This is a genomic window from Rhodosalinus sp. FB01 (genome assembly GCF_041365715.1).
Classification (GTDB): Bacteria; Pseudomonadota; Alphaproteobacteria; order Rhodobacterales; family Rhodobacteraceae; genus Rhodosalinus.
The window spans coordinates 1-13,555 of record NZ_JBGFSH010000008.1; the positions used below are offsets into that span (position 1 = coordinate 1).

The 13,555-nt window shown below is 61.6% G+C and carries 11 protein-coding genes and 1 pseudogene; 3 read left to right on the forward strand and 9 right to left on the reverse strand.

The genetic code is table 11. The annotated features are described in order from the left end of the window. The 7 genes and pseudogenes from AB6A65_RS12100 to AB6A65_RS12130 all read right to left on the reverse strand — a co-directional run. A pseudogene (locus tag AB6A65_RS12100) lies at window positions 1–608 on the reverse strand (transposase); the annotation flags it as partial. Window positions 609–862: 254 nt separating this feature from the next. Then, window positions 863–1,921, reverse strand: a complete 1,059-nt coding sequence (locus AB6A65_RS12105) for a PotD/PotF family extracellular solute-binding protein (protein WP_371038649.1) — start codon at window positions 1,919–1,921, stop codon at window positions 863–865. Between the two features lie 26 nt (window positions 1,922–1,947). Then, the gene (locus AB6A65_RS12110; protein ID WP_371038650.1) at window positions 1,948–2,751 is read right to left on the reverse strand and encodes an ABC transporter permease; all 804 of its coding nucleotides are present in this window, start codon (window positions 2,749–2,751) and stop codon (window positions 1,948–1,950) included. 43 nt (window positions 2,752–2,794) lie between these two features. Next, on the reverse strand, window positions 2,795–3,619 hold the full coding sequence (locus tag AB6A65_RS12115; protein WP_371038651.1) for an ABC transporter permease: 825 nt from the start codon (window positions 3,617–3,619) through the stop codon (window positions 2,795–2,797). 40 nt (window positions 3,620–3,659) lie between these two features. Further along, window positions 3,660–4,709: an ABC transporter ATP-binding protein gene (locus AB6A65_RS12120; RefSeq protein ID WP_371038652.1), complete on the reverse strand. Its 1,050-nt coding sequence runs from the start codon at window positions 4,707–4,709 to the stop codon at window positions 3,660–3,662. A 164-nt stretch (window positions 4,710–4,873) separates the two neighbouring features. Then, entirely contained in the window at window positions 4,874–5,974 is a 1,101-nt protein-coding gene (locus AB6A65_RS12125) for a class II histone deacetylase (protein WP_371038653.1), read from the reverse strand. A gap of 43 nt (window positions 5,975–6,017) precedes the next feature. Beyond that, a complete protein-coding gene (locus tag AB6A65_RS12130) occupies window positions 6,018–6,572 on the reverse strand; it encodes a helix-turn-helix domain-containing protein (protein WP_371038654.1) in 555 nt (184 codons plus the stop codon). Window positions 6,573–6,786: 214 nt separating this feature from the next. Between AB6A65_RS12130 and AB6A65_RS12135 the strand changes: the two genes are divergently transcribed. Genes AB6A65_RS12135 through AB6A65_RS12145 form a run of 3 tightly spaced genes read left to right on the forward strand, consistent with a single transcriptional unit; the run spans window position 6,787 to window position 10,770 of the window. Beyond that, window positions 6,787–8,136: an NAD(P)/FAD-dependent oxidoreductase gene (locus AB6A65_RS12135; RefSeq protein WP_371038655.1), complete on the forward strand. Its 1,350-nt coding sequence runs from the start codon at window positions 6,787–6,789 to the stop codon at window positions 8,134–8,136. Window positions 8,137–8,155: 19 nt separating this feature from the next. Then, window positions 8,156–8,479: a hypothetical protein gene (locus AB6A65_RS12140; protein ID WP_371038656.1), complete on the forward strand. Its 324-nt coding sequence runs from the start codon at window positions 8,156–8,158 to the stop codon at window positions 8,477–8,479. After that, a complete protein-coding gene (locus tag AB6A65_RS12145) occupies window positions 8,479–10,770 on the forward strand; it encodes a N,N-dimethylformamidase beta subunit family domain-containing protein (RefSeq protein WP_371038657.1) in 2,292 nt (763 codons plus the stop codon). Before AB6A65_RS12140 ends, AB6A65_RS12145 begins: the two co-directional genes overlap by 1 nt. Window positions 10,771–11,585: 815 nt before the next feature. On the opposite strand, the gene AB6A65_RS12150 is transcribed toward AB6A65_RS12145, so the two are convergent. Further along, a complete protein-coding gene (locus AB6A65_RS12150; protein ID WP_371038658.1) occupies window positions 11,586–12,401 on the reverse strand; it encodes an N-acyl homoserine lactonase family protein in 816 nt (271 codons plus the stop codon). A gap of 121 nt (window positions 12,402–12,522) precedes the next feature. Continuing rightward, the gene (locus AB6A65_RS12155) at window positions 12,523–13,401 is read right to left on the reverse strand and encodes an NAD(P)-dependent oxidoreductase (RefSeq protein WP_371038659.1); all 879 of its coding nucleotides are present in this window, start codon (window positions 13,399–13,401) and stop codon (window positions 12,523–12,525) included. Between the last annotated feature and the right edge of the window lie 154 nt (window positions 13,402–13,555).

Here is a 13,555-nt window from a genome sequence, read left to right on the forward strand (position 1 = left end):
CGGGCCTTGGGGGATCGTCATGGGTGCTCTGGTCCCGATCGCACGCTTGCGTCCGCCCCGTTTACGAACCGTTAATCCTTCTTCGCGGTAGAGCCGGTAGAGCTTCTTCCAGTTCACTTCCCAGCCCTCCCGCCTCAGCAGGATGTGCAGGCGGCGATAACCGAACCGGCGCCGCTCAGACGCCAGCTCCTTCATCCTGGCGCGCAGCTCCGTGTCAGCCGGGCGCTTCGATGGCCGCCGATACACACGCGGATCGATCCCGGCCAGCGCACAGGTCCGCCGCTGCGAGTAGCTCTTCTCCTTCATGGCCCAGTCCACCGCTTTCCTCCGTGAGCCGGGCCTCAGAAGTATTTTCCGAGCATCTCTTTCAGCGTGGCCACATCCATCATGTGCTCAGCCAGCATCTTCTTCAGCTTGGCGTTCTCGGCCTCCAACGCCTTCAGCCGCTTCGCATCGGCGACCTCCATGCCGCCATACTTCCGTCGCCAGTTGTAAAAGGTCGCATCGCTGATCCCGTGCTTGCGGCACAGATCCGACGCGCTCATGCCCGCCTGGTGCTCTTTCAGAATACCAATGATCTGCGCTTCGCTGAAACGGCTTCTCTTTATCGTCTGTCTCCTCAGGTGGAGAACAGGCTAACCTCAAATCGAGGACGTTTCAGGGGAGCAGGTCAGTCGAGGCCGTTAGGCAGGAGCCGCAGGGTTGGACCGCGCCGCGGAGCCGACTGCCACTAGTAGGATCGCGGCACCAGTGACTCGACCGAGGAGTGACGATCGCCAAAGCTCGCCCGGAACAGAAAACGGGCCGCCCTCGCTTTTGAGAGCGGCCCGACATGCGAACGGATCACAATACTATAGAAAGCTCAGAGACCCATCTCGCCGATGATCTGCTCTACCAGACGCACACGTTCCTCCTGTGCATCGGCGATCACGTTCCAGTCGGGCTTGTAAAGCTTGTCCAGAAGCTCTTCCGCGGACATGCCGAGGAATTCCTCGAATTCTGGTGGGATCGTCGCCTTGGGGTTCATCGGCATGTAGGTGTATTGCGCCACCAAGCTCTGGGCCTCTGGGGAGGCCACGAATTCCAGGAACGCCTCTGCCGCTGGGCTTTCTGGCGTGCCGGCGGGCTGCACCACGGCATAAGGTAGCAGCAGGCCACCCTCTTCGGGTAGTTCGACGCGGAAGTTGGTGCTGTCGTCCTTGACCTTCAGAAAGTTCACGCTTGAGTAGTAAGGCCCCGCAATGATCTCGCCCTGCGCAATCATGGAGTTGAACGTACCCATCGAAGGGTAAACGGTCAGAGCGTTCTCGATCACTTGGCGCAGGAACGGGATTCCCGGCTCGATGTTGGTCTCATCGCCGCCATTGAGGTAGGCGTAGAGCGTAAGGTCGTAGACCGACATGAACACCGGCCGGGTAACCGAGATGCGCCCCTTCCACTTGGGATCGACCAGGGACTGCCAGCTGGCGAAATCCTCCTCGCTAGTGAAGTCAGTGTTCCGAGCAATTCCGTAGAAGATATAGTAGGATGGTACACCGAACAGACGCTCGCCGTCCTCGGTCAGGGGCTGCACCTCTTCAGGAAAGTCCCGCATTGACGGCAGCTGGTCATATGTGAATTCCTTGAGAAGACCGCGTTGGCTGAGTTGCGCCACTTCAAAGCCGGTGATGACGCCCACGTTGAAATCTGTCTCGCCCTCGGCGGCGACGATGGCCGCGCCCGCGCTCGGCATCTCGTAGACCTCGACTGGAATGCCAGTCTTTTCAGTGAATGCCGCGCCAAGAAGCTCGCGGAACATAGTGCCGGGGCTGCCGCCCCACACGCCGATGCGCACAACGTCGTCGGCGGTTTGTGCAGATGAGATGGTGGCCACGGCTGCCAACGCCGCGCTTGCGGTGAGGGTTTTCAGTAGTCTTAGCATAGTGAGATCCTTCCTGTTGATGGGGCCTAGGTCTTTCCGCGCTGAAGCTCGCTCATGCGGTCTTCGGAATTGACGAGCACCTTGAGCCCGACGGTTCTTTGAAGCAGCAGCACGAGAAGAAGAGTGATCAAAATGAGGAACACCGAAATCGCAGCCACGATCGGGTCGCCGCTGTCGGCGAGGTGCGCGTAGGTCTGCACCGGAAGCGTGGTGAAGTTGATGCCGACGAGGAACATAGTGATATTCACCTCGTCGAACGAGATAATGAAGCTGAACCACAGCGAGGTGATTAGGCCAGGCTTGAGCTGGGGCAGGATCACCCGCCACAGCGTGTAGACGGGCGTGGCGCCAAGGCTCATCGCCGCCTCGCTTGTCGCTGGGTCCAGCGCGCGCAGATTCGCCGAGATGGGCCGGTAGGCGAAGGGGCCACAGAGCACGACATGGGCGATCATCACGCCGAGGAAGGTGGCGTTGATGCCAAGCTGGTCATTGACCGCCCGCATGGCGATGGCCATGGCCGCAGCCGGAAACAGCAGTGGCAGCATTATTAAAAGCTCAAGCCAGCCGCGGCTGCTGCCGCGCATCCGCATCGCCGCCAGTGCAGCGAAAAGCGCGGTTGCCGTCGTGATGACTGCGACCACGAGGCCGAGCAGGATGCTGGTGCCGAACGCAAACATCCACTTGGGGCTACTCAGGAACTCGGCATACCAGCGGACCGAATAGCTGCCCGGCGGCACACGAAGGAACTGCTCACCCGAGAATGACACCCATGCCACGAAGATGAGCGGCGCGGGTAAAATGCACAGCACGATCAACGCGATGGTGGTCATAAACGCATCGATTGAATTGAGCCTGTTCGGACCTCGGGCCATGTCAAATATTCCGCTTCTTGCGCAGGTGGCGGTCGTGCAGAAGCACGGGCGTAACCAGCAAAAGGCTCACAAGCAGCAGAACGATCGCATAGGCGGCCGCACGCGGGAAATCGAACAGCATGAAGATTTCCTGAAATATCTGGCTACCGACCATCGTCTCGCGAAACCCGCCCAGCAGGATCGGCGTGACGATGGCGCCCATCGCCACGAGAAAGACAAGCAGTACCCCGTTGTAGACACCCGGCAAGCTGATCGGCCAGACGACGCGAAAGAAGGTCTGCACTGGCGTGGCGCCAAGACTTGCGGCGGCCTCCTCGATGGCGCGGTCGGCCTTTGCGAGCACCGAGAGGATGCATACGACCATCAGTGGCAAAAGCACATGCACAAGCCCGATTACCACACCGGTCATGTTGTACATCATGCGCAGTGGCAGCTCGATCAACCCAAGCTCGATCAGGCTACGATTGATGAAGCCCGCGTTACCAAGCAGCAGCATCCAGCCGAAGGTCCGCACAACTATACTCACCAGCCACGGCGAAATTAGCACTAGTAGCAGCATCTCGGTGTTCCGTGCGCGGGCCAGGAAATAGGCTAGCGGATAACCTAGCAGCAGGCTGAACAGAACCGTCCAGCACGACACAAGGATCGTGCGCCAGAGGATGTCCTGATAGGTCCGCTCGGTCGCGAAGGAGCGGTATACCTCGAGGGTGAAAGTGCCCTCTGGATGGATCGATAGCCAAGCGATTGCCAAGAAACCATAAATGAACAGGCCCAAAAAGGCGAGTTGCGGCAGAACCAGGAGCCTAACATTGGAGAGGTGTCTCATAGCGGGATGCCTCCGCCGCGCGCGATTGCTGGGCGCCGGGTCAATGGGTGAGCACCACGTATTCGCGCACTTCCAGGCGCACGCGTGACCCAACGCTCAGGATCTCGGCTTCGGATGGCGCTATGATAGCAGTCAGTCGGGCGTCCGCTTGGCCTACGGAAAGGTGCGCCTTCGCGTGCAGACCGGCATATTCCAGCATCTCGACCTTAGCGCAGCCTGGGACGTCGGAGTCCTCGGCTGGCGAAAGGCGCAGGTTCTCGCCCCGAACGCTGACCCAGACCTGCTGGCCGTCGGACCGGTGCTCGGGATCGCCCAGCGCGGTGCCCAGCGCTTCGACCTCAATGCGGCCGCCGCGGCTGCACCCCTTCAGGACATTGGATTCGCCTACGAAATCAGCGACAAAGACTGATGAGGGCCGGGTGTAGACCTCGCTGGGTGGTGCGATCTGCTCGATCTTGCCAGCATTGAATACAGCGATCCGGTCCGACATCGACATCGCCTCTTCCTGGTCGTGGGTGACGAAGATGAAGGTCGTGCCGGTACGCTGCTGAAGGGTCCGAAGTTCAGTCTGAAGCTGACGGCGCAACTTAAGGTCGAGTGCGCCAAGCGGTTCGTCCAAAAGCAGGATGCGCGGTTCGATCACCAGCGACCGCGCCAATGCGACGCGCTGGCGTTGCCCACCCGAAAGCTGGTGCACCATGCGGTCGCCGTAGCCGGCCAGATCGACCAGTTCCAGCGACTGGCCCACCCTCTGGTGGATGCGATCGCGGGGCTGGCGCTCGACCGACAGGCCGAAGGCGACGTTCTCGAACACCGACATGTGCGGAAACAGCGCAAGGTTCTGGAACACCATCCCCACGGGGCGGCGATAGGCCGGCACGCGCGACATGTCCGCGCCGTCCAGCAGCATGCGTCCGCTCGAAACGGCCTCGAAGCCTGCGATCATGCGCAACATCGTTGTTTTGCCGCAGCCCGAGGGGCCAAGGAACGTCAGGAATTCACCCTCGGCCACGTCAAACGACACGTCGTCAACGGCGGTAAAGGCGCCGAAACGCTTCTGAACACGTTCTGCCGAAAGAATTGGTCGCATCAGCACCTCTCCAGGCGGACAGTCCAGCCGACGGTCGACCCCGGTGCCCTTAAACGCGAAACAAGTGCAGCCGCAGTCCTTATACGTCTAGTTCACGCTATTTCAGGAATATGGCTATGTCAAAGCAGTTTTTTAGTTTAATGAAAAACACGCGAGCCGTCGCATCACTCCCCGCGCAAGGCCGCGGCCAGAGCAGCGGCGGCATCGATCACCGCGCGCTGCTCTGGCTTCATGCGCTGGTCAGGATAGCCTGCCACCTCGGCAAAGGGATCAGCCACGCCTGTCCACGTTCCCGATAGAGCCTCGGCCACGGCGAGCGCACAATAAGGAGCATAGACGGGTGAATAGCCGCCTTCGTGCACAGCCACGACGCGGCCGCAGCAAACACTGTCTGCCACGGCCTTGATCGCTTCGGTCATGCAGCGGTAGGTCTCCATGTGCGCCAGCATCCGGCCAAGCGGATCGAAGACGCACGCATCGTATCCGCTAGCCAGTATCACCAGATCGGGTGCGAACGCCTCGAGCGCGGGCACCACTACCTCGGTCACCGCAGCCACGTATGCGTCGTGACCTGAACCCGCCGGAAGTGGGACGTTGATGTTCAAGCCGGTCCCGTCGCCGGCACCGGTCTCGCGCAGGTGGCCGGTGTCGAGCGGGAAAAGCCCGTCTTGGTGCAGCGAGATCGTCAGCACGTTGGGGTCTGAGTAAAAGATCTCCTGCGCGCCGTTCCCATGGTGCACATCCCAGTCCACGATCGCTACCCGCGCTACATCCGCGCGCTGCAGCGCATGGCGCGCGGCCAGCGCAACGTTGTTGAAGATGCAGAATCCCATGCCGCCGGCGCGCTCGGCATGGTGGCCGGCGGGGCGCGTCAGAGCGTATGCTGTCTCGACCTGCCCGTCGAGCACCGCATCGGCCGCTGCCATCGCCGCGCCGGCCGCCAGTCTCACGATGCGCGCCCCCTCCTGCGGCACCCAGGCGCCTCGCGCCGCATCGCCACCCGGCCCCTCAGATAACGCCAGCACACGCGCCACATAGGCTGGGTCGTGCACGCCGGTAAGCGCGGAGACGACGGCCTCAGCCGGCTTCAGCGCGACGCAGTGCGCCATAAGCCCCGATACCTCGAATAGCCCACGCACCCGGCGCTTGGCGTCGGGGGTGTCCACATGCAGATGCGGCTCTACCCCAGGGCGCCGGCCGAACAGGGCGGATGAGCCGTGCTCGTACCAATAGAACAACTCGTGCGTTGCCAGACCTATCGCCACGACCTTTGCTCCCCGTTCCCATAGCCTCGGCCGGTTCGGCGGGCTAGAGTTCCTTCTCATTGCCTGTGTTTACCCACAGAACCCGCGCCCACTGTCCGGCGGGGTTGGAAAACGAGTGTGGTCGGTCGCTGCGGAAGCCGAAGGCGTCGCCCTCGCGCAGCACGACCGTTTCAGAATCAACGGTTAGCTCCAGCAATCCCTCGATTACGAAGCCCGCCTCCTCGCCGCGATGGGTATAGGCATCGCCGGTCGAACCGTAGGGTTCTATCGTGAGATAGAAAAGCTCGATGTTGGTCTGCTCGACCCGCGTCAGAAGTTCCTTCGAGATGCCGGTCCGCCAGAAGCGCAGGCGCCGGCGGTCGTCCCGGCGCACCACGAATTCGGGGCTAGGCCGTGAAGGCTCGCCGCCCTCGCCGAACAGGTCTCCGATTGAGATGCCGAGCGCATTGGTGAGACTGCGCAAGGTTCGGATCGAGGGAGAGCTGGTGCCGCGCTCGATGTTACTAATGGCACCGATCGAGACGTCGGTTACCTCCGAAAGCGCCGCCAGCGACAGTCCTGCGCCTTGGCGCGCCCTGCGCAGTTGGGCGCCGATCATCTGCTCGACCCCGTCGTTGCGACTTTTGTCCCGAGCGTCCGTGTGCGCAGGTGGTTCCGACATTATAGCAGCTCCGCCTGCCGACACGTCCAGGCGCCACGGCACCCAGGTGGTCTTATGGCACCCCACACCCTCGCGCTCAAGTATTTTTCACTTTAATAAATATTCTTGACTGCGTAATGCTATTAAAGTGAATTGCGCTCAGGGTGCCGAAATGCAAGACGATTCCATGACGGGAACGGCCTGCTCGGGCGCGGAACGCGCAGCGGCGGGCCTGTGGGGGGCAAGCGCAGAGGAGCGTGCAGTGGGCGCCCGCCTCGACGGCGATGTCGATGCGGATCTTTGCGTCGTGGGCGGCGGAGTGCTGGGCGTGGCCGCGGCGCTTTCAGCGGCGGAAGCGGGCGCAAGCGTGCTGCTCTGCGAGGCTGGCGCGATCGGCTTGGGCGCCACTGGACGCAGCGGCGGGCAGATCTGGGCCGGGTTCAAGCCGCTTCCTGGTACGCTTGCCCGCGATCACGATGCCGCCGACGCAGCCCGGCTTGAGGCGCTGGCCGCCAAGGCGCCGCAGGTCGTCTTCGACCTCGTGGAGCGTCACCAGATCCGCTGTCGGCCGGACCGGCGTGGAACCGTGGTGGGGGTGCACAGCGCTGCCGCTTTGCCCGAGGCGTGCCGGAAGTTCGACGCGTTGCGCAAAGATGGCCAGCCGGTGGAATGGATGGACGCAGACACCATCGCCGTCGCGATCGGTACACCCGCCTATTTCGGCGGGTGGCGCCATGCCGCAGGCGGCACTGTGCAGCCGCTGTCTTTTGTGCGCGGCCTTGCCCGCGCGGCCGAAGCCGCCGGGGCGCGGCTTGCCATCGACACGCCGGCCACCCGGCTGGTGCGCAACGGTTGCGGCTGGCGGGTCGAGACGCCGCGTGGGACGGTGCGCGCGGGCGCCGTGCTGCTGGCTACCAATGGCTACAGCGGCCCGCTGCTGCCGCCACTCAGGCGCAGCGTGGTGCCGGTCGAAAGCGCCCAGGTCGCCACCGCGCCTCATCCGGCCGTGCTGGAGGGGCGCATCCTGTCGGGCATCGCCTGCGTGTCCGACACGCGCCGTTCCCTGCTCTATTTCCGGCCCAGCCCAGACGGACGGCTGGTGATGGGCGGGCGCGGCGGGATGATGGGCGCAGCCGGTCGCTGGCGCTTCGGCCGTCTACGCGCGCGGGCGGAGTGGCTGTTTCCAGAGCTGGCTGGCTGCCAGTGGGAGGAAGCCTGGTCTGGCAAGGTTGCGATGACGCTGGATTCGCTGCCGCATGTCCATAATCCCGAGCCAATGTTGTTCTGTGCGCTCGGGTTCAACGGCCGCGGCATGGCGCTTGGCACGGCGTTCGGCACAGAGCTGGGACGCGCGCTGGCGGTGGGCGCATCGGGCGCGGAAGATGCGGACTTCGGAGTCGGCCTGCCGCTGTCGCCGCTGCGCGAGGTGCCGTTTCACCGTCTGCACCGGCTGGGCGTGGCCGCGGTGGCCACCGGATATCTCTTGCGGGACCTCTGGGATGAGCGCCCGCGTAACCGCTGACTGCATCAGGAGGAGAAGCATGTACACCGTGACCGACAGCGATCTGCCGCTTTTGCGGGAGTATCGGACCGTGCCTCGCAAGCAATGGAGTATTGAGCTCAGGCGCCTCCTCAACCGGTTGATGATAGTGCCGAACGAGGAGCGGGTCGTGATCGTCGCCCTTACCCGTCGGGGGCCATGGCAGCTTTGCCGTCGCGATGGAGTCCGCGGCCGACCTTTCCTGCCGGTGGATGATCGAGTTTTCGACAGCCTCGCCGATGCGCAATGGGAGGCGCTTAAGCACCGCTGGTTGGTGGTAACGGGCAAATCGGTTCCGCCGGAATACGATGAGGAGGTCGCCTAATGTACAGGATCATGGGATACCCGGATAAGATCACCCTCCGCGAGGGAGAAGCCGTGCGCTTCATGGTCAGCTGCGAGGACATTACCCGCTATCGCGCTGACATCGTGCGGGTGCACTGCGGTGATGACGGTCCCGGAGCCCCGGGATTGCGCGAAGAGGTGGTCGAGACGCCCGTGAGCGGCAGCTATCCCGGTCGCTGGCAGCCGATCGAGATCGGTTCTCACGCGGAAATCGCCCACGATGGGCGCCTTGATACCGGCGGTGGCCTTACCATCGCCCTTTCGGCGTGGCCGACGTTGCTGAATGGCACTCCACAGGTGCTGGCTGCCCGATGGCAGGATGGCGCCGATGGCGGCGCCGCGCGCGGTTGGCAGCTGCTGATCGATGCCGATGGCACGCTACGCCTTGAGATCGCCGACGGCAGTGGGGGCTTGTCCGCGGTCGCTGTGTCCGAGCCCCTGCGTGAGCGGATGTGGGTACGCATCGTGGCCGGGCACGATCCCGGCAAAGGCCGTCTTTGCCTGAGCGTGGCTCCTGCGTGCGGTTTTCCACACGATGCACTTCCCCAGACCGCCGATGCGGGCGACGGAGCGATCGTCCGTGCCGATGCGGGCCTGCCGGTAAGCTTCGCCGCCGCACCGTCGGCCAGCGACCTGATCCCGCGATGGCGACGCCACTACAACGGCCGCATTGAGGCGCCCGCGCTTTTCGACTGCGCGCCCGCGCCCGCACTAACCGAAGCGCTCGTCTCTGGTGGTCCGGCGCCTGTCGAGTTCGCCCACCATCTTCTGGCCCAATGGGATTTCAGCCAACAAATTCCCACCGATCGCATTCTAGATATCGGTCCGCACCGCTTTCACGGTCGGCTGATGAATCAGCCGACCCGAGGCGTGACCGGCGTACTGTGGGACGGCACCGCGCATCGCTGGACCGAGCTGCCCAAGCATTTCGGTGCGGTGCATTTTCACGACGACGATCTGGACGACTGTCTCTGGGAGGCCGATTTCGCCTTTACCGTGCCCGAGGGGCTGCCGTCGGGCATCTACGCCGCCAGGCTACGCGGCGAAGAGGGCACCGCGGGCGCCGAGGAAGAGTTGCGCCACATCACCTTCTTCGTATCTGAGCCGGTGGGCAAGCCGCGCCACAAGGTAGCCTTCCTCGCCTCAACGGTAACCTACATGGCCTATTCGAACGGGCACTACCGGCTTGATCATCCCCTGATGGAAATGAAATCTGGAAATTTCGCTCCGATCATGCCGGGTGACGTGTTTCTCGACCGACGCCGCGACCTTGGCATGTCGCCCTATGACACCCACTCGGACGGCTCTGGCGTGTGCTACTCCTCCCGCCTGCGCCCCTTGTTCAGTATGTATCTGCAGGAACGGTCATGGTCGCTCAATGGTGACACGCTGATCACGGACTGGATGGATGCGATCGGCATCGACTACGACGTGATCACGGACGAGGATGTGCACTACCTCGGCGCGAGGGTGATGGAGGACTACAACGTCATCGTGACCGGAAGCCACCCGGAATACTGGACCACGGACATGTGGGACTCGCTCGTGGCCTACCAACGCGGCGGCGGCAGGATGATGTATCTGGGAGGCAATGGCTTCTACTGGCGCACCGCTTTTGCACCGGACAAGCCGCACATGATCGAGGTGCGCCGTGCCGAGACCGGAGCGCGCTACTGGGGCACCGAGGCCGGCGAAGGGTATCACAGCTTCACCGGCGAATACGGCGGGCTGTGGCGACGCCTCGGCCGGCCGCCGCAGGAACTTGTTGGCATTGGCACCGTGGCTACTGGTTTCGATTTCTCGTCCTATTACCGGCGTCGGGACGAGGCCAGTGACCCGCGCGCGGCCTTCATTTTCGATGGGATTGAGGACGAAATCATCGGAAACTTTGGTGCCCGTGGAGGCGGAGCAGCGGGCGACGAACTGGACCGTGCGGATTTCTCGCTTGGCACGCCGGGGCACGCTCTGATCGTCGCTCGCTCCGAGAATCACACGCGCACGTACAATCTCGCCCCGGAGGAGACGCTGTTTCATCACCCGATGATCAACGGCGAAGAAGCGCCGGGCTGTACCGCCGACATCGTGTTCTACGAATGTCCCAATGGCGGGGCAGTCTTCTCGGTGGGATCCATCGCTTGGGCGGCGAGTCTGTCGCACGAAGACTACGACAACAACGTTTCGAAGATGACGGAAAACGTCGTGCGCCGTTTTGCACAGGACACGCCGTTCGAGATGCCGAAGGGCTATCCCATGCCCCGGCCGGCCGATTGACTAAGTGCTCGGTGGCGGAGGCGGCCGCAGCCACCGGGATCTCGGCGGGGTTGTGTTTTGCGCTTAGCTTGAAGGCCGGACTAAAACGCGCGGGCTCTATGACAGGGACACAGCCTGGGACTAATCCGCCCGACAAGGCAGTGCGGACGCGTAGTTCGACGATTTACGTTTGATGTCGCAAGGTCATGGGGGCGAAGCCTTCCAGGCGGTGGCTTAGGGTTCTGCGGGCCTTTGTTGATGTCGTGGAGGCCCCTCCTACCTGCACCTGTGTCATCGACAAAGCACGGCTGGATGAAAGTCTGGTGGCACGTTACGGGATAACGCGCCTATCTGAGATAACGTTATCCCCTTCGACTGCGGTCCATGACGCGGTGTCGGCGAGCCTGTAACTTGCCCGCGTCACTGTCCTGGCGCAGGTTGGTTAGAATGACTCTTCCACCACTGCATGAACGCAAGTTTCAAGTCGTTCTCGCATTGCACCACTGAGTAGAACGGCGACAGTGAAGTCAAAAATCAGGTGGCATATCAGTGAGGAGGCGGCTTTCCCATATTGCTAGCGCAATAAATTAGACCCATGAAGTGAATTATTTAGGCATAAGCTGTTAAAAAAACCCTCTTGAAAATCGAAATAATTGAAAATTCGCCAAGCACCTGACTTTGACCCGCGCCGGATGCTCGCTCAGATCGCGCCTTTCATTTCCAATATCTAAATTCGTAGATCCATGGTGTGTACGATGCCGGTGGTGCATACGATGCCGGCCCGACTAAACTCCAGACTTCTCTTGAGCCGTTCTCGATACACAGCAGATGCGACGTCATATGATTTGTCCTTGCCGATCGAGACGTTTCAAAGGCTGCTTGTCCAGCCGGTAAATGTCTGGGAGAATTTCGGGAAAGAGCAAGCAGACCTTTGGGTCGTGACCAGGAATTGTGTGCTCCGCGCTGGAGGCCAGCGCGCGAATGATCTTGAAGCCGTCAAGAGCATCCTGCACGTCCACTACGATGGGAAACGGGTTTTCTGTGAGGAAGTTCTCATAGAAATGCGTCGCGTCAGAAGCAAGACACACCCACCCTGCACCGGTCTTGACCTGGACGGACTGCAGCCCGCGCGAGTGACCTCCGATACGATGAACCAAAACGCCTGGTACGATTTCTGCAGAGCCGTTGTGAAATGCGACTCGCCCGGAATAGATGCAGCGGACCATCTCGACGACATGCTCGACCGTGAATGGTTTTTGCAAGATGGGATGGCACATGCAGGGCCCGGTCGCATATGCGATTTCGGCCGCTTGGAGGTGAAAGCAGGCATTGGGAAACCGCTCGAGAGAACCGGCATGGTCGTAATGCAGGTGTGTGATGATCACCGAATCTACCGAGCCGGCTAAGATATCCAATTGCTCCAGAAGAGTGACAGGATCGTGCAGGAGCTTCCGGCCCCGTTTCTCGGCCTCCAGAGCGCCGAACCCTGTATCTACGACAATCGCTCGGCTAGGGCTGCGTAAAAGCCAGACGAAATAGTCCATACCATTGAGGCAGGCATGGTCGTCATTGAACAGGAAGCTATCGGAGCGCGTGAACCCGGGCAGTGTTGCATAACGCAACGCATAAACTTCCCACGTATCATCGCTCAAGCCGGCCTCCTGTTTCTATTTTCCCACGCGCAGTTACGCATTGCGCTGAAAGCCGCGGTGTTCACGTTATGGCACTTCAATTTGGATCCAGTCAAAGCACATATGCCGTCGCGGTTGGGGGTCACCCTTGGTCTTCAGAGCCCTGAGAGAGAAAACGGTAGATTTCGGTGTGATCCCCGTTGGGCATCGCCTCTGCCGCACGGGTCCACAAGTCTGCGGTCGCTGAAAGACCCGGTTGTGTCGCTGCAAGAGCCTTAGCTAAATCATCCGCGGTTCGAATGTCCTTCGACATTAGTCCCAAGGCGAAGCCTGACCCGAAATCCCTCGAGAGGACAAACGGTTTCATCTTGACCTCGGTGGAGTTGTTTCGTCCCGTTGACGCGTTCAGGACGTCAATGAATACCTGCCCGTCGATCCCGAATTCTTGTGCGATCAAAGTCGCTTCACATGCCGCTTGAAGACCTGCAGCCGAAACGTAGTTGTTCAGTGCCTTGACGGCGTGACCGCTGCCCAAGCCTCCGGTGAGGAAGATTTCCGAGCCCATCGCTTCGAGAACCGGGCGAACTTGCTCGATCTTGTCGCTTGGGCCCCCGGCCATAATGGCAAGGGTTCCGGCCTCAGCCCTGGATACGCCACCTGAAACGGGTGCGTCGATCAGAGCAATCTTCTTGTGTGCGAGGACGTCCCCCAGTTCTCGAGTACCCAGCGGAGCTGACGAGCTCATGTCGATTACGATTGTGCCGGGGCTTATTGCATCTTGCAGGCCAGTGAGGACCTCCCGGACAACTCGACCATCGGGAAGCATCGTTATGACGACGTCTGCGCGCTGTACGGCTGCAACCGGCGTGTCGGTTACGTCCGCTATCGCGCCGAACCTAGACCGTGCTGAAGGGAGAGTATCATGGCCAACGACGCAAAAGCCGCTCGAGACAAGGTTGGTTGCCAGCGGCAGCCCCATGCGACCAAGACCCAGGACCGCGATGCGATGTGTCTCTGGCAAAGGAGCCTCCTCAACGTACCGGCCACGTCAATATCGACATCCACCTCCTCACACGCAAGGAGTTTTTCAGATTGTCTGATCATCCGTTGATTTCTGGCAAGGGGCTAAAGTAGGCTCTGGCTGCATCAACGTGTGCGACCAACGCTCGCGGTGA

Excerpts from the sequence above, each read along its gene's own strand:
- AB6A65_RS12145 (WP_371038657.1), top strand. The coding sequence starts at position 8,479 with ATGTACAGGATCATGGGATACCCGGATAAGATCACCCTCCGCGAGGGA.
- AB6A65_RS12135 (WP_371038655.1), top strand. The coding sequence starts at position 6,787 with ATGCAAGACGATTCCATGACGGGAACGGCCTGCTCGGGCGCGGAACGC.
- AB6A65_RS12115 (WP_371038651.1), bottom strand. The coding sequence starts at position 3,619 with ATGAGACACCTCTCCAATGTTAGGCTCCTGGTTCTGCCGCAACTCGCC.
- AB6A65_RS12120 (WP_371038652.1), bottom strand. The coding sequence starts at position 4,709 with ATGCGACCAATTCTTTCGGCAGAACGTGTTCAGAAGCGTTTCGGCGCC.
- AB6A65_RS12140 (WP_371038656.1), top strand. The coding sequence starts at position 8,156 with ATGTACACCGTGACCGACAGCGATCTGCCGCTTTTGCGGGAGTATCGG.
- AB6A65_RS12130 (WP_371038654.1), bottom strand. The coding sequence starts at position 6,572 with ATGATCGGCGCCCAACTGCGCAGGGCGCGCCAAGGCGCAGGACTGTCG.
- AB6A65_RS12105 (WP_371038649.1), bottom strand. The coding sequence starts at position 1,921 with ATGCTAAGACTACTGAAAACCCTCACCGCAAGCGCGGCGTTGGCAGCC.
- AB6A65_RS12110 (WP_371038650.1), bottom strand. The coding sequence starts at position 2,751 with ATGACCACCATCGCGTTGATCGTGCTGTGCATTTTACCCGCGCCGCTC.